This is a genomic window from Naasia lichenicola (genome assembly GCF_004801885.1).
Classification (GTDB): Bacteria; Actinomycetota; Actinomycetes; order Actinomycetales; family Microbacteriaceae; genus Naasia; species Naasia lichenicola.
This window is the reverse complement of record NZ_SSSM01000006.1, coordinates 160,124-181,784: the sequence shown is the minus strand read 5'-3', so window position 1 is coordinate 181,784 and position 21,661 is coordinate 160,124. Positions and strand designations below refer to the sequence as shown.

The window sequence follows — 21,661 nt, the reverse complement described above, 5'->3', positions numbered from 1 at the left end:
CGGTGGAGGCCCGGGACGCTGACGTCAGCGGCACACCACTGTGCAGAGGACGGTGCGGAGGACTGTGCATGCGAAGCGGCGGATGGCCCTACTGGCGGTGGGTGGTGTCCCGCCCGGAATCCTTGCGACGCAGCGAGGTGATGACCAGCGCGACGCCCAGTGCGATGAGCACGGTCGCGGCGACGCCTGCGGGGATGAGGTCGAGGCCGCCGACGCTGGACATGGCGTCGATGGGCGCGACGAGGGTGTGGAGGCTGAGCATGAGTGGGTCTCTCAGGAACAAGGGGGACGCGCTCGGGTGAGGCGCGCATTCCTGGCTGCGGGTACAGCAGGTCTTGCGCAATGCTAGAAGCGGCGGGATGCGGGCCGCGCCTCCCAGTTCAGGGGGCTTCGATCCCCGTGTTTCCGGGGATCCGACGCCCTGAGAGCCTCCGCCCGCCGCGTAGGCTGGCATGGTGACGCAGAGCACCGCCCTTCTCACCGACCGATACGAGCTCACGATGCTCGACGCCGCACTGCACGCCGGCACCCACGAGCGCAGGTGCGTCTTCGAGGTCTTCGGACGGAGCCTGCCGGGCGGGCGACGCTACGGCGTGCTCGCCGGCGTCGGGCGCGTCCTCGACGCCATCGAGGCCTTCCGGTTCGGGGAGGACGAGCTGAGCTGGCTGTCGGACAACGCGATCGTCGGCTCCCGCACCCTCGACTGGCTCGCCGACTATCGGTTCCGCGGCGACGTGTGGGGCTATCGGGAGGGCGAGCTCTACTTCCCGGGCTCCCCCGTGCTCGTGGTCGAGGGCAGCTTCGCCGAGGCGGTGATCCTCGAGACCGTCGTGCTCAGCGTGCTCAACTACGACAGCGCTGTGGCCACCGCCGCGGCTCGGATGGTGTCCGCGGCGGCGGGACGACCCATTGCGGAGATGGGCTCCCGACGTGTCGGCGAGCGCTCGGCAGTGGCGGCGGCTCGGGCGGCATGGATCGCGGGCTTCTCGGCGACGTCGAATCTCGAGGCGGGACGGACCTGGGGCGTGCCGACGATGGGCACGGCCGCGCACGCCTTCACCCTCCTCCACGACACTGAGGAGCAGGCCTTCCGCGCTCAGGTCGACGCCCTCGGGCCGTCGACGACGCTGCTGGTGGACACCTTCGACGTGCCGACGGCCGTGCGCCGCGCGGTCGAGGTGGCGGGCACCTCGCTCGGCGCCGTCCGGATCGACTCGGGCGATCTGCCCGTGCAGGTGGCCGAGGTGCGTGAGCTGCTCGACTCGCTCGGCGCGACGGAGACCCGGATCACGGTGACCAACGACCTCGACGAGTTCGGCATAGCCGCGCTCTCCGCCTCCCCCGTCGACTCGTATGGCGTCGGCACGTCGCTCGTCACCGGATCGGGAGCTCCCGCCGCCGGCATGGTCTACAAGCTCGTCGCGCACCAGGATTCCGCCGGAGAGTGGCTGTCGGTGGCGAAGCGTTCGGCGAATAAGGCCAGTGTCGGCGGACGCAAGCACGCCTACCGCCGGCTGTCGGAGTCCGGAACGGCGACGACCGAGCTGATCCGAGTCGATGCCGCGCCCGTCGACGGGGAGCGCCCCGGCTCGGGCGAGCGCGCGCTGCACGTCCCGCTGATCCAAGACGGCGTCATCGACCCGCGGTGGCGAGGCGCTGCGGGCGCCGCGGCCGCTCGCGCCCATCACGCGGATGTGCTGAAGGAGCTCCCGCCTCAGGCCTTCCGGCTGCGCGCCGGCGACCCGGTCATCCCGACGGTCACCGCGTAGCGGTCGAGTCGTCGGGTCGAGGACTGCCCGGCTACTCGTTCATCGATTCGTAGATCTCCTTGCAGGAGGGGCAGATCGGGAACTTCGACGGGTCGCGACCCGGAACCCACTTCTTGCCGCAGAGCGCGATGACCGGCTTGCCGGTGACGGCGGACTCGACGATCTTCTCCTTGCGCACGTAATGCGCGAAGCGGTCGTGGTCGCCCTCGTCGAGCTGCTCCTTCTCGATGAGCTCCTGGAGCTCACGATCGAGGGTGTCCGTCCCCCCGCCCGCATCGGCTGCCGCACGCTGATCCCACATGCCCGAAAGTCTACGCGCGACGGCGGTGGCTCCTGCTGGTCCCCGCACCTGCCTCTGGCCCCCGACGGCTGCCATCAGCTTCGCGTCGCGGCGCCGACGAGCTCGGGTCCGCGGCGGTCGTAGATCCAGGATCCGACGGCCACTCCGAAGACCAGCGCGACGACGCCGAGCGATACGCCGGACACGAGGGAGGCGACGAACCAGCGCGGGTCGGTGAAGAAGCCGAGCCAGGCGAAGACGATCGCCGGAGCGGCAGGGATGAGCGCGGCTGGGAAGGCGATCGACTGCACGGCCGCCGTGGTGGCGCCGGCGCTCTGCGGCTGGGCGAAGGGGCTGTCGCCCGGCTTGACGACGGGGTACGGGAACCGTGCGGAGATCAGGCTGGAGAAGCCGAGACCTGCGAACAGCAGCGCCGAGCTGACGCCGATGAGGCCGCCGACGACGTTCCACTGCCCGTAGAAGTAGGCGCTGATGAACGATCCGAGGATCACGACGGGGATGCCGAGCACGAGCGCCGGGAAGAGTCGTCCGATCCGGTCGGCGCGCCCCTTCACCCCGGAGGCGACGTGCATCCAGATCGCGGTGCTGTCGTACGCGACGTCGTTGTGCATCGCCCATCCGAGGAAGAGGCTCATCACCGGCACGGGCAGCAGAGCGAGCAGCGTGCTCGGCACTCCGACGACCAGCAGCGGGATCATCATCAGCAGCGGGGTGATCGGGATGATGATGAGCGAGACGCGGTAGCGGGGATCGCGCAGCCAGTAGGTGGCGCTGCGCGCGGAGACCGCGGCGGTCGGTCCGCTGGGCAGCCTGTCGAACCAGCCGAGCCCCGTGTAGTGCCGGGCTCGCGCCTCGCGCTCCGGCGTGACGAGCATCCAGCCGAGCAGAGCGCGCCAGACGACCAGCAGCACGACCAAGGACGCCGCGGCGATCAGGATGCGCAGGATCGCGAGCCCGTAGTTGCCCTCGGCGGCGTCGCCGGGAGCGGACCAGGCCGCACCGAGCGGCGACCAGGCGAGGCCGTCGGCGAGGGCGGTCGCGGCGCTGAGGCCGTCGCGCTGCCAGTTCACGCCTGCGAGCACGATGATCCCGGGCGAGATGAGCACGAAGGCCAGGATGCCGAGCAGGGCGGTGAACTCTCGAGCGCGACGGGTGGCCAGCAGGAATGCGGCCACCGAGGTGCTGACGCGGGCAACGACGATGCATGTGGCGATCGCCAGCGCGGCCCCGAGCACCCCGAAGACGAAGGAGCCGAAGTCCCGCGCCCAGGTGAAGACCGACACCCCTCCGAAGACGATGATCACGAAGGAGGGGACGCTGATGAGGGCGGCGAAGAGCAGGTAGAGGGCGAGCCGCGTGTTCTCGATGCCGAACAGGGCGAAGCGTCTCGGGTCGAGGGTGTCGTCCACTCCGAATGCCAGCGGCACGAGGGCGAACCCGAGCACGAGCGCCGATCCGATGATCACGACGATCGCGCGAGCCACCTCGACCTCGGCGAACCGCAGCAGGACGAGGGTGACGACGGCCAGGATGGTGATGCCGAGGCCGTAGGCGATCGCGAGCACGAGCCCCACCACCTGCCACGGGCTGCGCTTGAACGCGTTCGCGAGCAGGCGCAGCTTGAGGCTCAGGAAATCCCGGATCATGTGCTGCCCTCCTCTCGCCCTGCTGGAACCGTGGTCATGTATGTGTCGTGGTCTGCGTCAGTCCGTGAAGCTGTGCAGCCACTCCATGCCCTCGGCCGCCTTGCGGCCTCCGGCCAGCTCGACGAAGCGCTCCTCGAGGGACGCGCTCCCCCGCACCTCGTCCATGGTTCCCGCCGACAGAACCCGTCCGTTGACGATGATCGCGACGTGATCGCACACGCGCTGGATGAAGTCCATGCCGTGGCTGGACAGCACGACGGTGCCCCCGCTCGCCACGTAGCGCTGGAGGATCTCGTTGAGGTTCGCCGCCGACACCGGGTCGACGGACTCGAACGGCTCGTCGAGCACGAGCAGTCGGGGCGAATGGATCATGGCGGCGGCGAGCGCGATCTTCTTGGTCATGCCGGCGGAGTAGTCCGCGACGAGGCGATCGACCGCGTCCTCGATCCCGAAGGCGGTCGCCAGGTCGGCAGCTCGGGTGCGCACCGTCTCGTTGTCGAGCCCGCGGAGGGCGCCGGAGTAGTAGAGGAGCTGGGCGCCGGTGAGCCGGTCGAAGAGGCGGAGCGCGTCGGGCAGCACGCCGATGATCCGCTTGGCCCGGGCGGGCTCCTTCCAGACGTCGACGCCGTGCGCCAGCACCCGGCCGGAGTCGGGGCGCAGCAAGCCCGTGATCATCGACAGCGTCGTGGTCTTCCCCGCGCCGTTGGGGCCCACGATCCCGTAGAACGAGCCCTGCTTGACCTCGAGTGCCACGTCGTCGACGGCGATCTGCTCGCCGAACCGCTTCGTGAGACCCTCGATCTCGAGGACCGCCTCACCCAGGTCGCGTTCCGGTGCCGGTATCCGCATCGGCTTCGCGGAGGCCCGGCGCGGAGTGCGCGGCTGGGTGCGGGCAGCGTTGCGCGGCGCGGTGCGGGCGGCGATTCGCGCTCGGGTGGCGTCGATCGTGGAGCTGACCAGGGACTTCGCCTCGTCGAGAAGCTGCGGTCCGATCGGTGGGGTCGGGGGGACGGAGACGACGGAGGTCGGGGCGAGTTCGACCAGCTCCTCGATCTCGACCTCCTCGACCTTCCGGCCGGCCGGTCGCGGGGCCTCAGAGACTCCGTTGTCGGCTCTCCGCGCAGGCTTCGCCTGAATCCCCTGCTCGGTCTCCTGAGCGCTCTCCTGCTCCGTCTCGTGCACGAGGGCGGACAGCGCCGAGAGGCCATCGTGATCCGGCTCGTCGGTCGATTCAGAGGTCGATTCAGAGGTCGATTCAGAGGTCGACTCAGCCGTCCGCTCCACAGTCGGCTCAGCGGGCTCGTCGACGGGCGGCTGAGCGGCCGGCGTGACCTGCGCCGCATCCTCGTCGCGGGCGTCACGCTGAACCGGGGCCTTGCGGTCCGCCGTTGGGGCCGCCGCGACGGGAGCGTGCGTCTGATTCTTCGCCGCATCGAGGTCGAGGATCTCGATGGCTCCGGTCGAGGCGGCGGCCGACGACGGCACGCTCTGGGTGACGGTCGATGCCGCAGGAGCATCGGTCGGAACGGGACTGAATGCAGCCTTGATCAGGGGCGCCACGGTGCGCGAGAGGCTCTGCAGTCGCTGCTGCCAGGTGGCGGGAGTCCCGGTCGAGTCGGCGGGCGCGGTGGGCGCCGTCTCGCGAACCGAAGCGTCACGGGACTCGGAGGAGCCGGACCGCGGCTGCGACTCCGCCAGGACTGCGGCCACGCGAGCGCTCGGCGGATGCGGCGCTCGCAGCGCGGCGAGCGCAGGGCGCTCTACCCGGGCGCGCGCGGGCGGGACCGCGTCCGTGGATCCAACGGAAGCCGGCTCCGCCTCGACAACCGGCTCCGCCTCGACAACCGGCTCCGCCTCGACAACCGGCTCCGCCTCGACAACCGGCTCCGCCTCGACAACCGGCTCCGCCTCGATGATGTCCTCGACGGGCATCGCCGACTCAGACTTCACGGCGACCGCCTCAGGCTCGTCCACGATCGCTTCGGCCGCCGGCTCCACTTCCACGGACTCCACGTCCACCCGCTCGATACCCGTCGGCTCGGCCTCCGTCGACTCGGCCTCCACCACCGGCTCCTTCTCGGATCGATCGGCCGTCGACGACACCGTCGACTTCGTGTCGTTCTGAGCCGACGTCTTCGGCCGGGTGCTCTTTCGAGCGCCCGCAGACGAAGAGGCAGGCTTGCGCTTCGCCGCCGGGGGCGCGGGTGCGGGGCTGGACTTCGTCTCTTCGGCGGCATCGGCTGACGTCGTCGGATCCTCGGCGGCTGCGGAGGATTCGGGACGGTCGGGTGCGGTGCTCACCGGTCGAGGTTATCAACGCCATGCGTCCGAATTCTGCGCCTTATCAGGGTGGGCATTGTTCGACGACCCTTCGGACCCGATGCGGAGCCCACTCTCAGACGTCCCTCAGATGGCTGTCGCGAACCTAACGATCCGGACACGGACGGGCGCCGCAATATACCCCTCTTCGACGTCGCATAGGTAAACTGGATGTGACATGACGGGGTGTCGGATACAAGGCGCGGCATTGGGGGTTCATTGCAGCGCGCGGGTCGCATTCCAGTCGGCTCGCCACGAGACGACTGTTTTAGGAGCGCGACATGACCACCCAGATCGTCATCCTCGCCGCGGGCATGGGTTCGCGGCTCGGAAGATCACTGCCGAAGCCGCTGACGGAGCTCAGTGACGGCCGCACCATCATGGGCCAGCAGTTCGACAACATCCGGCACACCTTCGGCAGCGCTGCCCAGGTCACCGTCGTCGTCGGCTACAAGCTCGAGCACATCATCGAGGCGTTCCCCGAAGCGTCCTTCGTCTACAACGAGAAGTACGACCAGACGAACACCTCGAAGAGCCTGCTGCGCGCCCTGCAGGCCTCATCCGCGGGCGGAGTGCTCTGGATGAACGGCGATGTGGTCTTCGACCCGGCCGTGCTCGACCGCACCCTGCCGCTCATCGCCCGCGACCACTCGTTCGTCACCGTCAACACCTCGTCGGTCTCCGACGAGGAGGTCAAGTACACCACCAGCGCCGAGGGCTACCTCCAGGAGCTGTCCAAGACGGTTCGCGGAGGGCTCGGCGAGGCGGTCGGCATCAACTACATCTCCTCGCGCGACAAGGCGATGCTGATCCGCCACCTCAGCCGGGTGGGCGCCCAGGACTACTTCGAGCGCGGCATCGAGACGGCCATCCAGAGCGAGCGGATGCTCGTCGAGCCCATCGACATCACCGACCTCTACGCGGTCGAGGTCGACTTCGCCGAAGATCTCGAGCGGGCCAACCTCCAGCTCTGACTCGGTCCTCCGAGTCCTGAGCGCGCTACCCGAACGGCTGAGCGCCGCCGGGTAGAGTGCTCGCGTGACCTCAGCTGTTCTCGAAGCGCCAGCGTCGGCGCGCTCGACAGGCTTCAAGAGGTACCGCGAGACCCTCTGGCTGCTGACCGCGCGTGATCTGCGCGTCCGCTACTCCACGTCGGCGCTCGGCTACTTCTGGTCCATCCTCGACCCGCTGGTGATGGCGGGGATCTACTGGTTCGTCTTCACCAAGGTCTTCGAGCGTGATGTGGGCGAGGAGCCGTACATCGTCTTCCTGCTGGCGGCGCTGCTGCCCTGGATGTGGTTCAACGGTGCCGTCAGCGACTCGACCCGGGCGTTCCTGCGCGAGGCCAAGCTGGTGCGCTCCACCAACATCCCGCGCACGATCTGGGTCGGCCGGCTCGTGCTGTCCAAGGGCATCGAGTACCTCTTCAGCCTTCCGGTGCTCGCCGTGTTCGCGATCATCGGCGGCGCCCCGATCAGCGGATGGATCGTGCTCTTCCCGCTCGCCGTGCTGATCCAGGCGATCCTGACCGTCGGGATCGGACTGATCGTCGCCCCGCTCGTCGTGTTCTTCCGAGATCTCGAGCGTGCGGTAAAGCTCATGCTCCGGTTCCTCTTCTATGCATCCCCCATCGTCTACAGCGCCTCTGATCTGCCGGCCGGACTGCACTTCTGGTCGGCGTTCAATCCGCTGACCGGGCTGTTCGGGCTCTACCGTGCGACCTTCTTCGCGCAGGAGCTCGACTGGTTCCTGGTCGGCGGCTCGATCGTCGTCTCCGTGGCTCTGCTGCTGATCGGCCTGCTCGTCTTCTCCCGCAGCGAGCGCGCTGTGCTGAAGGAGATCTGAGTGACGAATCCTGCTCAGAGCCCGTCGCGCGATCGGGTCGCAGAGGCTCCCGTCATCGAGGTGACCGGAGCGGGGATCCGCTTCCGTCGCAATCGGGGTGGCCGTCGCAGCTTCAAGGATCTTCTGTCGGGCAGCTCACGACGCAGCCGGCCGGACGACTTCTGGCCGCTGCGCAATGTCAGCTTCTCGGTCGGCCGTGGTGAGGCCATCGGGGTCGTCGGCCGCAACGGTCAGGGCAAGTCCACCCTGCTCAAGCTCGTGGCCGAGGTCGTGCTCCCCGACGAGGGCACGGTCGCGGTCCGCGGCGGGGTCGCGCCGCTGATCGAGATCACCGGCGCCTTCGTGGACGACCTGACCGTGCGCGACAACGTGTTCCTCACGGCGGGCCTGCACGGCATGCCCAAGAAGGAGATCGCGGCGCGCTTCGACGAGATCATCGAGTTCGCGGAGATCGGCGGCTTCGTCGACACCCCGTACAAGCACCTGTCGAGCGGGATGAAGGCGCGCCTCGCCTTCTCCGTCATCTCGCGGCTCGAGGAGCCCATCCTGCTCGTCGACGAGGTGCTGGCGGTCGGGGACCGCGGCTTCCGGGAGAAGTGCTACGCCCGCATCGACGAGCTCCTCACCGGCGGGCGCACCCTGTTCTTCGTCTCCCATAGCGAGAAGGATCTCCGGCGCTTCTGCACCCGCGGGCTGTACCTCGACAAGGGCAAGCTCGTGCTGGATGCGCCGATCGACGAGGTGCTCGCCCGATACGCGCGCGACACCGGCACCTGACCGATACCTGCTTCGAATCGGGCCGCTCTCGCCCAGGCGCGCTCGGTGGGGCAGTCCGCACCCGTGACCCCTGTTTCCTGATCGCGGGACCCAGCGTCGCTCCGTAGAATCCGGGGATGCCGGAAGATGCACCGCTGCCTGGGGCCGTGACCAAGAGCTTCGACAAGCTGCTCTCGGTGCAGAGGCCCGTCGTTCTCGCCAATATCCGCGCCATCCGCAAGCGGCATCCGCTGGCCTCTCCCGCCGAGGTGATCTCGATCCTCGAACGGCACTATCTGACGGCGGTGACCACCGGCGGGGCTGCCGTGGGTGCGAGCGCCGTCGTACCCGGCATCGGCACGGGTGCAGCTCTCGCCTTGAGCGGTGTCGAGACTGCCGGATTCCTCGAGACCAGCGCGCTGTTCGCGCAGTCGGTCACCGAGGTGCACGGCATCGCGGTGATCGAGCCGGAACGCGCACGCTCGCTGGTGATGGCGATGATGCTCGGCACCGGCGGACAGGACCTGGTCAAGCAGTTCGCGGGGTCGATCGGCCGTGGCGGTCCGGGCCGCTCCATCTACTGGGGAGAGATGATCACGAGCAGCCTGCCGAAGGCGCTCGTCGGACAGCTCACCGATCGGCTCAAGAACACCTTCCTCAAGCACTTCGTCGTGCGTCAGGGCGGATCGGTCATCGGCCGCCTCGTCCCGTTCGGCGTCGGAGCGGTCATCGGCGGTGCGGGAAACCACATCCTCGGGCGTCGGGTGATCAAGAGCGCACGGACGGCGTTCCCCCCTCCCCCATTCGACTTCCCGTCGGAGCTGGCGCCCGTCATCAAGCTGCCCCATGAGCCGAAAGCGGTGAAAGCGCCCAAGGAGCCGCGAGCTCCACGCGAGGGTGGATCGCGTCTGCGGTCCCTCGGCCAGGGCGCCCGTCGGGCACTCCCGGGTGGGAAGGCGAAGACCGACTCGGCGGACTCCTCCAACGCGTCCGCGGACCAGCCGTCGCTCGATCGCTGACCATCTCGGCCTCCGTGTCGAGGGCCTCGATACGGCGCCGGCGCGCCTGCTCGACCACCGATCCGCGCCGTCGCCCAAAGCGCCGTGATGGTTGGTCCAAGGCTTGGGCCGACGGCCTCGTCCCTCAGGTGGCGGAGCGGATGCCTGCGACGGTCATGAACTCGGAGACGGCCTCGCGGTTGTACGCGACGTCGTCGAACTCGGCGGCCTCGACCTCACCACGGAGGTAGGCCATCATGCCCTCGGCCAGCGCCGAATCCGTCTGAGCCACCACCGTGGCCGCTCCCGCGGGAAGGGCATCCCGCACCGAGGGGAAGTCGACCGTGACGATGGGCAGCCCGAGGACTGCTGCCTCCAGGAGCACCATCGGCTGACCCTCGTAGTCGCTGGAGAGCACGAAGCAGTCCCCGGCGGCGAGGAAGGAATAGGGGTTCGCCTGCTGGCCGATGAGATGCACGCGATCGGCGAGGCCGAGCGACGCCGCAAGGTCCGACAACGACGCGCGCAGCGGTCCCCCGCCGACGATCACCAGACGCGTATCGGGCTGTGACGCATGCACCCGCGCGAACGCCCGGATGAGTCGCCCGAAGTTCTTCTCCGGCGAAAGACGTCCAGCCGCGATGAAGATCCGTTCCGACGCGGAACTGCGCGGCACCCCGAGGCCGGGCGGCGCCGGCACGGAGTCATCCATCCACTCGATCGGCAGTGAAGCACCTGCGCGGATCCCCGCACCGTCGATGCAGTTGCGGGCATAGCGGAACTTGTCCGCCGGAGCGCGATCCGAGAGGCTCCGCCGGTTGATCTCGGAGAGGGACTTCGAGACCGAGACGAGATTGTCGTAGGAGCTGTAGTGCGCGAACACCGCGCTCAGGCTCCGGAAGTGGATCAGCCTGCCGTGCACGGATCTGCGCGCGTCCGCCGCCATGTCGTTGTGCAGCCAGATCGAGCGCGTCGCCTGTGGCGAGTGCAGCAGCAGTCGCGCCCAGAGCGGGCCGTAGCCGCTGAAGTCGATGACGTCGTCGAAGCGGAAGTCGCCGAAGCAGCGCGTCCACTCGTCCTCCCAGACCTGCTGCTCGGCGGGGTCGGTGAGGTCGAGCTCGCCGCGTCCGCGCCGATCGGCGATGGTCCTCCGGAGGTGCTGGGTCTTGGACCCGTTGAGCCCGCCCACCCTCGGCATGTGCCGGACGGATCGGTTCATGAACCGCGTCTCGAGCATCTTGGTCGCGGCAGGGCCGCCCGGGTAGGTGACGGTGACGTCGAAGTGCTCGTGGTCGAGGCTGTTGACCAGGTTGAACGCCGACGTCGTGATGCCGTTCGGGCGCATCGCTCCGAGGTGGAGCAGCAGGCTCGGACGTCGCTGCTGCTCACGGTGGATACGATGCCCCGCGGTGTTGCCGCGGAAGACCACATCGATCACCCGATCGCTCGCGCCGCCGTCGTCGAACGGGGTGAACTCCTTCTGAGCCGCCGCGTATCGGGCGACCTCGTCGGGGTCGCCGAGACCGTCTGGATCGCCGAGGCCGTCGATCGCTCGGCGCACGGCCTTCGCCGCGTCGCCGGCATCGATGAACTGCGGACCGGGCAGCTGCTCGGGCGAGCGGTAGAGACCGCGTCCGAGCGCGTATTCGGTCTGGTCGGGCGTGTAGAAGACGATCGGCCGACCGGTGGCCAGGAAGTCGAAGAAGATGCTCGAGTAGTCAGTGACGAGGACATCGGCGAGGCCGAGCAGCTGGTTGGTCGGCAGCGAGTTCGGCACCAGGATGTCCGCCACCCCTGAGCGCCGAGCGGCGAGGGCGTAGGCGGCCTGATGCACCTTGAGCAGGACCCGCCACCGGTCGGGGTCGAGAGCGCGAGCGAACTCGTCGCGCGCCTCGAGCATCTGGTCGATGTTGTCGTCCGGACGTTGGAACGACGCACCTCGCCAGGTCGGCGCGAACACGACGATCCTGCGGGCATCGGGCTCGAGATCGGCGCCGACGCTGGGGTCGAGCGCCCTCCGCACGTCCCGGACCTGCGTGTCGGACAGCGTCTGCCGGTCCACCCGCGGGTAGCCCTCTTCGATGATGGCGCCGTTGTAGAGGCCCTCGAGCTTGTAGGCGCTCCGATACATCGTCTGCGTCATGAACGGGTTCTGGGCGAGCAGGTAGTCGGCGGCCGCGAAGTTGCGCATGGTGTTCGCCGAAGCGGACGGGCCGTCGGGCGTATCGAAGCCCATGTGCTTGAGCGGAGTGCCGTGCCAGGTGTTCAGGTAGATCTGTCCCGGCCGCTTGCTGAACTGCGGGGGGAAGGTGGCGTTGTTGACGAGGAAGCCGCTGGTCGCGAGTGCCCGGTGGTAGTCCGACGATCCACGGCGCACGAATCGCACATCGGAGCGGCCGGCGAACTCGGCCAGCGTGCCGGCGTAGTCCTCCGGGTGGGCGATCGCCCAGATGTGGGTGAGGTGCGCGAACTCGGGCAGCTCCAGCAGTCGGCGGAAGATCGCCTCGGGGTTGCAGAGCATGCCGTTGCCGGCGAACGACTCGTAGAGCACGGTGTCGGGCTGGATCGGCTGACGCCGCCAGTGCGCGTGCACCTCGGACATGCCGGCACGATGCAGTCTGCGGGCGAGCCCGCGAACGGGCAGTCTCATGATCCGCTCCCCCGGTCGTCGTCGTTCTGCTGCTCGCCCGTCGGACGTGACCCGTCATGCGATCTGCCGGATGGCTCCGTGCTGGCACCACGGCCGAGGTAGGCGGAGAACCGTGCCGACGCGACCTTGCCGGCCGAGATCGACCACTGGTGCGCCCGCTTCTCGAAGGCCCACCAGAACAGCGTGCCGACGATCAGCGACACGACGATGCCCACCACCTGGGCCACGATCAGCGGCCGACCCTGCAAGGCGTAGAAGAAGAAGATCACGATCGGCGCGTGCACGAGGTAGAGGCTGAACGAGATCTTGCCGAGGAAGCGCGGCACCGGGGAGCTGAAGAACGCTCGCAGAGCGGTAGAGCCGATGACCGACAGCACGATCAGCATCGCCGCGAGCGGCGTCAGACCGCGGAGCAGGAATTCGAGTTCGGGCACCGTGTCGAGCACCGGGGAGGCGAGCCAGCGGCCGACGAGCATGAGTCCGCCGAGCACGCCGATCCCGGCCCAGGTGGCGCGGCCCTTGGCGGTGCCGCTGAGTCGGGTCGACAGCTCACGGACGCGATCGAGATTAACGGCGAGCAGGGCGCCGAGCAGGAAGGCGGGCAGGTAGCTGAGCGATGAGGCGCCGACCCGTTCGCCCAGCCAGGTCAGCAGCACGACCGCGGCGGTGACGAGCACCCAGCGTCGGGCGAGCACGACGGCGAGGATCACGAAGACGGGCAGGAGCAGGGAGAAGATCATCTCCCAGCGGAGGGTCCAGAGCGGGTTGTTGATCTGCCCGTCGCCGCCGAACAGGTCTCCGGCCTTGACGATCCACTCCCAGGAGAAGTCCGGTGTGCTGGAGGAGCTCAGCCAGGTGCCCTCGTCCTGCGGACTGATCTGCGGCAACGCCATCACCCAGATGGCGGCCAGCACGACCGATCCGAGAACCGGCGCGAGCAGGCGCACCGCCCGTCGTGGGTAGTAGGCGATCCAGTCGAACGGCTTCGGCCGCAGCACGGGGAGCGTCACGACGAGGCCGCTGAGCACGAAGAACACCATCACGGCTTCAGTGCCCGCCGAGAGGAGCTTGAGCGGCGTCTCGTTCGCCCACCAGATGAAGGAGAACGGGGGGGCCGCAGCGGGCGCCGCGTTGCCCGGCCAGAGGGGCGAGAGCAGGGCCGCGTGGTGGATCAGCACGACGAAGGCCGCGCAGCCGCGGAGGCCGTCGAGGGACTGCAGGCGTCCGACGGGCGCGGGCTGAGCCGCGGGAGCACTGCGCACTAGGCGGGTGTCTTCGGTCATCGCGCCACGCGCCATCGCGACGAGGACAGGGAATCCACTGCCGGGGTCGGCGTTCGATTCACGTCGACCTCATCCTCACGTCGGGTGTCTCAGTGGCCGGCGGAGCACGTGCTTTCCGCCCGCGCGGTGCGGGCCACTGACAGGTTCTGGCCACCCCCGGCGGTCAGTATGGTCCAGTGTACGCAGGCGCCCGTTCCGCAGACCGGGCTGCGCAGCGCCCTGCGGAAGGTTCGCAGGCAATCGTTATCGCTCCGATGCAGAGGCGCTCCGACGGCTGCGAGACGGGGTGACGGGCGCCTCCACCCGGACCATGGCCGCCGTTGCGGGTCTCGTCGCGACGATCGTCAGCGTCTCGGGATCGTGGATCCCGTCGTTCTGGGGCGATGAGGCGGCGAGCATCATGTCGGCCCGTCGCCCACTGTCGACCCTGCCCGAGCTGCTGCACACCGTCGACGCGGTGCACGGCAGCTACTACGTGCTTCTGCACTTCTGGATCGATCTCTTCGGCTTCTCGCCGGTCATGGCGAGGCTGCCGAGCTCCATCGCCATCGGAATCGTGGCGGCCGGGGCCGTGGTGCTCGCCCAACAGCTGGCGGGTCGACGGGCGGCGCTGTTCACCGCAGCGGTGGTCGTGCTGCTGCCTCGTCTCACGCTCGTCGGAACCGAGACCCGCTCGTTCGCCCTGTCCGCGGCGCTGGTGATCTGGGCCTCGGTGCTGCTCGTCGCCATCCTCGGCTCGGCTTCACGACCGTCCGCGCGACCGATCCGGCATGGCCTCCTCTGGCTGCTGTACGCCGCCCTGATGACGGGCGCGTCATACCTCTTCCTCTTCGCCGTCCTCGTGCTGCCCGCCCATGCCGTGGTCGTGGCGCTCCAATGGCGTCGGGCGCGCGCGAAGAGCACACGCGGAACGCGAGATCGATGGATCGCCCCGCTGAGCTTCCTCGCCGCTGCGGTCGGCACGCTGATCGCGCTCGACCCGCTGATCCGACTCGCGATCGAGCAGCGGAACCAGCTCGACTACCTCTACGAGCGCGATGCGGCGAACCCCTATGCCGTGCTGGTGACGACCTGGTTCGGCAATCCGGTCTACGCGGCGCTCGCGATCGCGGCGATGCTGCTTCCCCTGGTCGCCGTCCTTGTCCACCGGGCGGGCGGCCGACCGTGGCTCGAGTCGGCGCGCGACGATCGGGGCGGACCGGGCATCGCGGCCGCCGTCGCCATCGCGCTCACGCCGATGGCGCTCCTCCTGTTGCTGAACATCGCCGTGCCTGTGTTCACTCACCGCTATCTCGTCGGATCGGCGCCGGCCGTCGCCGTCCTCATCGGGGCGACACTCGCCCGGCTGCGCCCGCGAGTGGCGATCGCCGGAGTGCTTCTCCTGACCCTGGCCGCGCTGCCGAGCTACGTGCAGCAGCGCACGCCGTTCGCCAAGGTCGGCAGCGACTGGGCGCAATCCGCGGCGATCATCCACGCCAACGCATCGCCGGGAGACGCGCTGGTGTTCGACGAGCTGACGCCGGTGTCGGCGCGCCCACGGCTCGCCCAGAGGGTCTACCCTGCGGAGTTCACCGGGCTGCGCAACATCCTGCTGGACGTGCCATACGACGAGAACGACTACTGGTGGGACCGTACCTACAAGGTGCCGACCGTCGCGGGTCGGTTCGCCGACGTCGACACCGTCTGGGCCGTGCAGTATCGCGCGCCGGGGAGCCCGCCGGACCAGTACCAGATGGCGGAGCTCGCCGACCTGGGCTTCGCCGTCGAGCAGCAGTGGGACTGCCACAGTTCGGTCGTCTACAAGCTGACCCGCCAGCTCTAGCTCTAGCTCCCTGCCCCTGCCCCGAACTGCCCCGAATTGCCACAAATGGCTCGCAAACTGCCGTGTTGAGAGCCATTTGTGGCAATTCGGCGCTGTTCAGACGATGGGTGGGCGGCCGGCCAGGGTCATCCGGAGGATGGTGCGCCACCGGAGGGGGCGGCGCACGCCGGGATCGGCGCGCCAGCCCTCGAGCCAGCCCGCGATCCACGGTCGGAGGCCGCCGCGGTTCCGGGCGAATCGCAGCGCCTGGATGCCCGTCCATGACGCGACGTAGAGCGGGATGAGCGGGGCCGGCAGGTTGCGGCGCGCGAGCCAGACCCGGTTGCGGGCGTTCAGCCGCCAGTAGTACTCGTGTCGGGTCTGCTGGATCACCGGGTGATGCGCGACGAGATCGCCGGCGTACCAGGCGCGGTGTCCGGTCTCCCAGACGCGCCAGGCCAGATCGATGCCTTCATGGGCGTAGAAGAACTCGTCCGCCCAGCCGCCGGTCTGATCGAAGACCTGCCGGGGCAGCACGACCGCCCCCTCCCAGAGCGAGAAGACGGCGCTCGAGCGGCTCGGATCGCCCTTGCGGATCCGCGGGATCCAGCGCCGCGGCGAGGTCAGCCCGGTCGGATCGTCGACTCTCGGCTGCAGAGCTCCGATGGTCGGATCGCGCTGGATCACCGCGATCGCATCGAGCACGAATCGGGCGGAGGGCAGGGACGCGTCGTCGTCGAGGAAGACGATCCAGTCTCCCGAGATGACGTCCGCACCCGCGTTGCGTCCGGCGGGGATGCCGAGATTCTCCGGCAGCGCGACCACGCGTGAACCCGCGGGCAGCCCCTCACCGAGCTCTGCCGGATCCCACCCGTTGCCGACGACGGCGAGGTCGAGCTCGATCCCGTCCTGCGCCGTCAGGCTCGCGAGCGCCGCGCGCAGGTCGTCGAGCCGGGTGCCTTGGGTGAGCACGACGGCTCCGACCCGCGGCAGCGGGTTCACGAGGGAGGTCATGCCCTAAGCCCGGACGCGGCGCGAGGCGAGGATCGCGACGAAGTGTCCTGCGAGCGCCAGCAGCGAGAGCGGAGCGAGGATGCCGACGAGCCAGCGGTCGGCGATGATCTCGCCGTCCGCGACGCCGGCGAGTGCGAGCACTCCCCCGATCACCGCGGTCACGAAGGCGAGGATCGTCAATTCGACGGAGTGGTACAGCCGGTGGAACGGCACGAAGCGCGCGGCGCGACGGAGGCGGGCGACGAGGCGCTGCGACGGAACGGACTCCTCCTTGCGATCGGCGAGCTTGACCAGTCCGGCGTTGGCGCGGGCGACGTGCACCATGTCGTTGAGCGCCTTGTTGAGCACGATGGTCAGGGCGAGCGCGAAGCCGATCGTGGTCCACAGGAAGTCGGCCGGCGCCTCGAACGGATAGCCGGCCGCGCGGATGCCGAGGGCGATCGGGATGAGCGCCTCGGTCGTGTAGTGGCCGACCTTGTCGAGGAAGACCCCGGCGGGCGACGACTGGTTGCGCCAGCGGGCGACCTCGCCGTCGCAGCAGTCGACCAGCATCTGCAGCTGGCCGAGGATCAGCGCGAGCACGGCGCCGCCGATCCCGGGGATGAGCAGCGCGGCGGCGGTCGACCAGCCGACCAGGATCATCAGCCCGGTCACGCCGTTGGCCGAGATCGAGGTCTTGAGCAGGAACCAGGTCAGGTAGGGCGACAGGTCGCGGAGGTAGAGCGACGCGGTCCAGTGCTCGGCGTTGGCGCGTTGGCGCACCTCGGGAGGCTGTGCGACGCGGCGGAGTTCGGCGATCGAGGTCGGATGGGCGCCATGGGCGGGCACGGGTGTGCCGAAGCCGCCGGATGCCGCTCCATCCGGATGGCGCAGCGGGGCGGTCGGGTCGAGCGAAGGAGGGGAATCCCCTTCGTCAGGGGCGCCGAGGGACACGGGTCACCTTCCGGTGTAGGCCTGGATGTTGCTGGTGAGCTTGGCGACCCCGAAGAAGAAGCCGATCCCCCAGCAGAAGTGGATGCACGGCAGCACGACGAGGAACTGCAGGGCGGTGCGGAGGCCGTGGGGCAGCGCGACGGTCACCGTCGCGAAGACGAGGAAGCCGAGGTAGAACAGGGGCGCGAACAGGCCGAGCAGCAGCCATGGCGGATTCTTGGCGATGGCCTGACCGACGCCGAACAGTCCCAGCACGAAGCCGACGACGACCGAGAGCACCATGACGGGCGGCACGTAGTAGCGGATGCTGTTCTGCGTCGGGTTGCGGCGGGCGAGCTCTCCACGCCAGAGGCCGGTGCTGAGGAACTGCCGGGCCAGCTGGCGCAGCGTCGAGCGCGGCCGGTAGGTCACCTTGAGCGCGGGGTTGAACCAGATGGTCTCGCCCATGGTTCGCAGCCGGCGGTTGAGCTCCCAGTCCTGTCCGCGTCGCACGCCCTCGTCGAACAGTCCGGCGGCCTCGAGGCGATCGCGACGGAAGACGCCGAGATAGACGGTCTCCGCCGGCCCCTCCTGTCCGCCGACGTGGTGCGGGGTCCCGCCAAGCCCGAACTTGGAGCCGTAGACGAGGGCGACGGCCTGCTCGAAGGGGGTGACACCGACCGCATCCATCACGCCGCCGACGTTGGCGGCCCCGGTGCGCTGCAGAGTCTCGACGGCGATCCGCGCATAGTCGGTCGGCAGGGCGGAATGCGCATCCACCCTGATCACGACCGGATTGCTGGTGGCCTGGATGGCGAGGTTGAGGCCCTCGGGGGTGGTACCGAGCGGATTCTCGACGCTGCGGACACGCGGATCGGCGGCCGACATCGCCTCGACGAGCTCGGTGGTGCCATCGGTGCTGGGGCCGAGCGCGAGCATGATCTCGAAGTCGCCGGAGTAGTCCTGGGCGGTGAGACTGGCGACGGCGGCGGCGATATGGGCCGCCTCGTTGAGCACCGGCATGACGTACGACACCGCCGGAAGGGCCTGTCCCGAATCAGGATCCCCGGGCATCGGTGCAGGCGCGGATCCGAGGTGCTGTGCCATCGTCCGGAGTGTATCAGCGGCTCCCCCGGCGGCTCGGTCGACCAGCGGCCGCTCGGCGATGCGACAGGTGGCTCCCTGCTCCGAACAATCCCGGAGCAGGGAGCCGCTTGGTACCGCGGTGAGGCTGGGACTTACGGGGTGTAGGTCCCGAGGGTGACGTCGGCCTCGTAGGTGGTGCCGTTGCGGACGTAGGTCAGCGTCGTGGACGCGCCTCCGGCCAGGAAGCGGATCTGCGCGGTGAGGTCGGTCGCCGATCCCACTGCGTTGCCGTCGACGGCCGTGACGATGTCGCCCGCCTTGATGCCCGCGTCCGCAGCCGCGCCTCCGTTGGAGACCTGCGCGATGTACGCGCCGGCGATGCTGGAGGTGTTGTCCCCAGTCGAGGCGTCCTGCACGCTGGCGCCGAGCAGGCCGTGGGTGGCCGATCCGTCGGCGATGATCTCGTTCGCCACGCGCTTGGCGAGGTTGGACGGGATCGAGAAGCCGACGCCGATGCTGCCGGACTGGCTGCTCGAGCTGCTCGAGCCGCCGGCGCTGGCGATAGCGACGTTGATGCCGATCAACTCACCGGCGCTGTTGAGCAGCGCGCCGCCCGAGTTGCCGGGGTTGATCGCTGCGTCGGTCTGGATGACCGGCAGAGAGATCGATGCGGTGGCCGTGGTGGTGCCGCTCTGGCCGGGCAGGTCGAAGTTCCAGAAGTCGTTGCCCGAGCCCGAGTCTCCGGAGTCGGTCGAGTCGCCCTCGGTGGTCTCGGGGACGGCCGACGAGGCGACCGTGATGCTGCGGTTGAGCGCGCTCACGATGCCGTCGGTGACGGTTCCGCTGAGGCCGAGGGGTGCGCCGATCGCGATGGCGCTGTCGCCGACGTTCAGTTGGCTGGAGTCGCCCCAGGTGACCGGGGTGAGCCCGCTGGCATCGGTGAGCTTGATGACCGCGAGGTCGACGATCGGGTCGGTGCCGACGACGGTGGCATCCCAGTACTTGCCGTCGCTGGTCTGCACCTTGATGGTCGCGTCGGCGGCTGCGCCGTCGAGGGTGACCACGTGGGTGTTGGTGAGGATGTAGCCGTCGTCGCTGAGGATGACGCCCGATCCGGTGCCGGCGGAGCTGCTGCCGCTCACCTCGATGGTCACCACGGACGGCGAGACGGCTGCCGCCACCGCCGTGACAGTCGTGGCGTCCGACGCCCGGTTGACGACGACGTTGGACGACGAGCCGTCCGATTCGCTGACGACCCGAGTGCTGCTGGAGTCTGCGCCGGTGGCGAGGACGACGCCGGCGCCGGTGGCGCCGCCGATGATCGCTCCGACGGCGAGCGCCGCCACGAGCGGGACGATGAGTCGGCGTCCGCGGCGTGCCTTCGGAGCACCGGGACCGGTCTGCGCGGAATCGGTGGTCGGCGGAGCGGCGACCGCTGCCGGGCCGAACGAGGCGCCCTGGGGAGCATGCGGCGCGATGTGGGCTGCGTAGACGGCCGTCGGTGTCGCGTCTGCGGCGCTCGGTGCTGCAGGCTGCGCTGCGGGTGCGGCCTGTGCGGCGGGGGCCGCGAAGTTGGTGGGGTTCGTGGGCGTTGCCGACGCCTCGGTAATTCGCGCATCGCTCGCCGCCGTGTCGCCGGCGGCGGGTGCCTGCGCGGGAGCGGCCTGGGGTGTCGCGGGCTGCGTGGTGCTGTCGCCGGTAGCCGAGCCAGCCGCGGATGCGGCGGAATCGGGGCTGACGCCCGGCTGACCCTCGGGGTTCTGCGGGGTCTCGGTCATGGTGGTGCTCCTTCCGAATGGACCAAGCATCCCGGGTGAAACTGACCGAACAGCTAAGCAGCGCTGTAGGCGTGCTGACCGTTGTCTATGACTCGGCTAGCAGCCGAGGGACGAATCCTCGCCGCACGAACCGCCCACGAGGACGGTCGATTCCGTGGCGACCACGATGGCCAGCGGGTCGTCGGTGACATCCAGGATGCCGACCACGGGGTTCCAGGTCGGCCCGCCGAAACGATACTCGGCCTGGTAGGAGATGGTGAGGACCGCCGAGACCGCGCCACGCGATTCATAGCTGTGGCTTGTCGAAGTCACAGCGAACCAGTCGAGGCCGAGTGCCTCCCACGTCGATCCGCCCCCGGTCGATCGTGCGCTGGAGCCGTCGCCGTAGTCCCACAGGTAGCCGGTCGGAGTGAAGCGGACTTCCGCCGGGAGGCCGAGAAGCGTTCCGGGAACGACATGCTGTCGGGCGTCGGCGACGAAGTTGGCCGGTAGGCCCACGATGGCCCAGCCGTCGGGCTCGGCGGCCTGCTCGGGGTCCTCCGGCAGGAAGCTGGCGATGTCCGCGAGCGTGATCTCCTGCCACGGCAGGTCGGTTCCAGCGAGGTTGATGATGAACTCGTCTCGACAGGCGATCAGGCCCCCCTGTGGGTCGCAGGGCGCATCCTCCTGCACGGGGTCGAGCGGATCACCGTTCGAGTCGTCATCGAGGCCCACGTTGGGCTCATGCTCACCCGTATCGCCGTGCACCCCGGCGGAGAGGTCGACGTGGTCGTCGTCGACGCTGCCGGAGGCGGCGGGCGGGTTTGGAAGGTCGCAACTGCCAAGCTGCGCGTCCACCGCGTTACATGAAGTTGGCCACGCGGACGCTGGTTGCGGTACTGCGAGCGCCAAGAGCGCGAACGCCATCGCGCCGCTCAGCAGAAATTGTCGCCGGACCATACGGAGCTCTGAGAAATCAACAAAGACTCGCCTTCCGACGCGAAAGCAACCTGCAGAGGAAGTCTGTCCATCCTGTCGACCGGAGTGTTGTCTACTCCGGCGTCATCCATCAGACGAACTTCGCTGACATCGAGGCAGAGGTAGATAGACACATTTCCGACAACCAAATTTGCCTGTTCTAAACGCTCCGAATCGACTTGGGATGAACCCTCCGCGTGCAGACCACGTTCGGTGAAGCCCAAAAAGGACTGTTCCTGGCGTTCGTATTCCTCCACGGAGACCAGCGGCTTAAGTGCTGTTGGGTCTGCTCCCCCATCCGCGGCGATCTGGTCACTGACCTCCAGATACGACTCATACGCAGCGGTCGCGGCGGCCAGGGCCTCCTCGTCGCTCGCGAAGAACGGGGTCGGGGCGGTCGATGACGCCGTGGGAGTAGGCGCCTCCGCCGTCGGCGCGCAAGCCACGAGCACCAGCACTGTCGCCAGCCCCGCGATGAGGACGGCGGCCGTCCGGCTCCGAGAGCGCTCGCTCATGGCTTCACCGTAGACAACTCCGCGGCACAGC

At 69.0% G+C, this 21,661-nt stretch carries 18 protein-coding genes; 6 read left to right on the top strand and 12 right to left on the bottom strand.

Annotation, left to right across the window (positions count from 1 at the left end; genetic code table 11):
- Positions 1–88: 88 nt before the first annotated feature.
- Entirely contained in the window at positions 89–262 is a 174-nt protein-coding gene (locus E6C64_RS19155) for a hypothetical protein (RefSeq protein ID WP_158437914.1), read from the bottom strand.
- A gap of 193 nt (positions 263–455) precedes the next feature.
- On the opposite strand from E6C64_RS19155, the gene E6C64_RS17020 reads away from it, so the two are divergent.
- A complete protein-coding gene (locus E6C64_RS17020; RefSeq protein ID WP_136428878.1) occupies positions 456–1,769 on the top strand; it encodes a nicotinate phosphoribosyltransferase in 1,314 nt (437 codons plus the stop codon).
- Between the two features lie 31 nt (positions 1,770–1,800).
- Here the strand turns inward: E6C64_RS17020 and E6C64_RS17015 are convergent, their stop codons facing one another.
- The 3 genes from E6C64_RS17015 to E6C64_RS19480 form a co-directional block, all read right to left on the bottom strand.
- Positions 1,801–2,070 carry a DUF3039 domain-containing protein gene (locus tag E6C64_RS17015; protein WP_136428877.1) on the bottom strand — a complete coding sequence of 90 codons (270 nt, stop codon included), beginning with the start codon at positions 2,068–2,070 and terminating at the stop codon, positions 1,801–1,803.
- Positions 2,071–2,144: 74 nt separating this feature from the next.
- Positions 2,145–3,716: a hypothetical protein gene (locus E6C64_RS17010; protein WP_136428876.1), complete on the bottom strand. Its 1,572-nt coding sequence runs from the start codon at positions 3,714–3,716 to the stop codon at positions 2,145–2,147.
- A 57-nt stretch (positions 3,717–3,773) separates the two neighbouring features.
- Positions 3,774–4,565 (bottom strand): ABC transporter ATP-binding protein, encoded by a 792-nt coding sequence (locus E6C64_RS19480; protein WP_233255732.1) that lies wholly within the window; start codon positions 4,563–4,565, stop codon positions 3,774–3,776.
- 1,751 nt (positions 4,566–6,316) lie between these two features.
- Between E6C64_RS19480 and E6C64_RS16995 the strand changes: the two genes are divergently transcribed.
- The 4 genes from E6C64_RS16995 to E6C64_RS16980 all read left to right on the top strand — a co-directional run bounded on the left by E6C64_RS16995 (position 6,317) and on the right by E6C64_RS16980 (position 9,655).
- Entirely contained in the window at positions 6,317–7,009 is a 693-nt protein-coding gene (locus E6C64_RS16995) for a phosphocholine cytidylyltransferase family protein (protein ID WP_136428875.1), read from the top strand.
- Between the two features lie 64 nt (positions 7,010–7,073).
- Positions 7,074–7,880 carry an ABC transporter permease gene (locus E6C64_RS16990; RefSeq protein WP_136428874.1) on the top strand — a complete coding sequence of 269 codons (807 nt, stop codon included), beginning with the start codon at positions 7,074–7,076 and terminating at the stop codon, positions 7,878–7,880.
- Positions 7,881–8,657 carry an ABC transporter ATP-binding protein gene (locus tag E6C64_RS16985; protein ID WP_136428873.1) on the top strand — a complete coding sequence of 259 codons (777 nt, stop codon included), beginning with the start codon at positions 7,881–7,883 and terminating at the stop codon, positions 8,655–8,657. It abuts the gene before it with no gap.
- A 116-nt stretch (positions 8,658–8,773) separates the two neighbouring features.
- A complete protein-coding gene (locus E6C64_RS16980) occupies positions 8,774–9,655 on the top strand; it encodes a hypothetical protein (RefSeq protein ID WP_199241084.1) in 882 nt (293 codons plus the stop codon).
- 124 nt (positions 9,656–9,779) lie between these two features.
- Here the strand turns inward: E6C64_RS16980 and E6C64_RS16975 are convergent, their stop codons facing one another.
- Together E6C64_RS16975 and E6C64_RS16970 are read right to left on the bottom strand one after the other, a co-directional pair.
- Positions 9,780–12,284, bottom strand: coding sequence for a glycosyltransferase (locus E6C64_RS16975; RefSeq protein WP_136428872.1), 2,505 nt, complete (start codon positions 12,282–12,284; stop codon positions 9,780–9,782).
- Positions 12,281–13,567 (bottom strand): acyltransferase family protein, encoded by a 1,287-nt coding sequence (locus E6C64_RS16970; RefSeq protein ID WP_158437913.1) that lies wholly within the window; start codon positions 13,565–13,567, stop codon positions 12,281–12,283. Before E6C64_RS16970 ends, E6C64_RS16975 begins: the two co-directional genes overlap by 4 nt.
- A gap of 286 nt (positions 13,568–13,853) precedes the next feature.
- On the opposite strand from E6C64_RS16970, the gene E6C64_RS16965 reads away from it, so the two are divergent.
- Complete coding sequence (locus E6C64_RS16965) at positions 13,854–15,389, top strand: glycosyltransferase family 39 protein (protein ID WP_136428870.1); 1,536 nt, start codon at positions 13,854–13,856, stop codon at positions 15,387–15,389.
- 96 nt (positions 15,390–15,485) lie between these two features.
- Here the strand turns inward: E6C64_RS16965 and E6C64_RS16960 are convergent, their stop codons facing one another.
- From E6C64_RS16960 to E6C64_RS16935, 6 genes are all read right to left on the bottom strand, one after another.
- Complete coding sequence (locus E6C64_RS16960) at positions 15,486–16,382, bottom strand: glycosyltransferase family 2 protein (protein WP_199241083.1); 897 nt, start codon at positions 16,380–16,382, stop codon at positions 15,486–15,488.
- A gap of 3 nt (positions 16,383–16,385) precedes the next feature.
- Positions 16,386–17,210, bottom strand: coding sequence for a CDP-alcohol phosphatidyltransferase family protein (locus tag E6C64_RS16955; RefSeq protein WP_136429309.1), 825 nt, complete (start codon positions 17,208–17,210; stop codon positions 16,386–16,388).
- Between the two features lie 108 nt (positions 17,211–17,318).
- Positions 17,319–18,401 carry a glycosyltransferase family 2 protein gene (locus E6C64_RS16950; RefSeq protein ID WP_438941873.1) on the bottom strand — a complete coding sequence of 361 codons (1,083 nt, stop codon included), beginning with the start codon at positions 18,399–18,401 and terminating at the stop codon, positions 17,319–17,321.
- 131 nt (positions 18,402–18,532) lie between these two features.
- On the bottom strand, positions 18,533–20,158 hold the full coding sequence (locus tag E6C64_RS16945) for a S1C family serine protease (protein WP_136428869.1): 1,626 nt from the start codon (positions 20,156–20,158) through the stop codon (positions 18,533–18,535).
- Positions 20,159–20,254: 96 nt separating this feature from the next.
- Complete coding sequence (locus tag E6C64_RS16940) at positions 20,255–20,995, bottom strand: hypothetical protein (protein WP_136428868.1); 741 nt, start codon at positions 20,993–20,995, stop codon at positions 20,255–20,257.
- 77 nt (positions 20,996–21,072) lie between these two features.
- On the bottom strand, positions 21,073–21,630 hold the full coding sequence (locus E6C64_RS16935; RefSeq protein ID WP_136428867.1) for a hypothetical protein: 558 nt from the start codon (positions 21,628–21,630) through the stop codon (positions 21,073–21,075).
- Positions 21,631–21,661: the final 31 nt, after the last annotated feature.

Excerpts from the sequence above, each read along its gene's own strand:
- E6C64_RS16935 (WP_136428867.1), bottom strand. The coding sequence starts at position 21,630 with ATGAGCGAGCGCTCTCGGAGCCGGACGGCCGCCGTCCTCATCGCGGGG.
- E6C64_RS16960 (WP_199241083.1), bottom strand. The coding sequence starts at position 16,382 with ATGACCTCCCTCGTGAACCCGCTGCCGCGGGTCGGAGCCGTCGTGCTC.
- E6C64_RS16975 (WP_136428872.1), bottom strand. The coding sequence starts at position 12,284 with ATGAGACTGCCCGTTCGCGGGCTCGCCCGCAGACTGCATCGTGCCGGC.
- E6C64_RS19155 (WP_158437914.1), bottom strand. The coding sequence starts at position 262 with ATGCTCAGCCTCCACACCCTCGTCGCGCCCATCGACGCCATGTCCAGC.
- E6C64_RS16950 (WP_438941873.1), bottom strand. The coding sequence starts at position 18,401 with ATGGCACAGCACCTCGGATCCGCGCCTGCACCGATGCCCGGGGATCCT.
- E6C64_RS17015 (WP_136428877.1), bottom strand. The coding sequence starts at position 2,070 with ATGTGGGATCAGCGTGCGGCAGCCGATGCGGGCGGGGGGACGGACACC.
- E6C64_RS16980 (WP_199241084.1), top strand. The coding sequence starts at position 8,774 with ATGCCGGAAGATGCACCGCTGCCTGGGGCCGTGACCAAGAGCTTCGAC.
- E6C64_RS16995 (WP_136428875.1), top strand. The coding sequence starts at position 6,317 with ATGACCACCCAGATCGTCATCCTCGCCGCGGGCATGGGTTCGCGGCTC.
- E6C64_RS19480 (WP_233255732.1), bottom strand. The coding sequence starts at position 4,565 with ATGCGGATACCGGCACCGGAACGCGACCTGGGTGAGGCGGTCCTCGAG.
- E6C64_RS17010 (WP_136428876.1), bottom strand. The coding sequence starts at position 3,716 with ATGATCCGGGATTTCCTGAGCCTCAAGCTGCGCCTGCTCGCGAACGCG.
- E6C64_RS16945 (WP_136428869.1), bottom strand. The coding sequence starts at position 20,158 with ATGACCGAGACCCCGCAGAACCCCGAGGGTCAGCCGGGCGTCAGCCCC.
- E6C64_RS16970 (WP_158437913.1), bottom strand. The coding sequence starts at position 13,567 with ATGACCGAAGACACCCGCCTAGTGCGCAGTGCTCCCGCGGCTCAGCCC.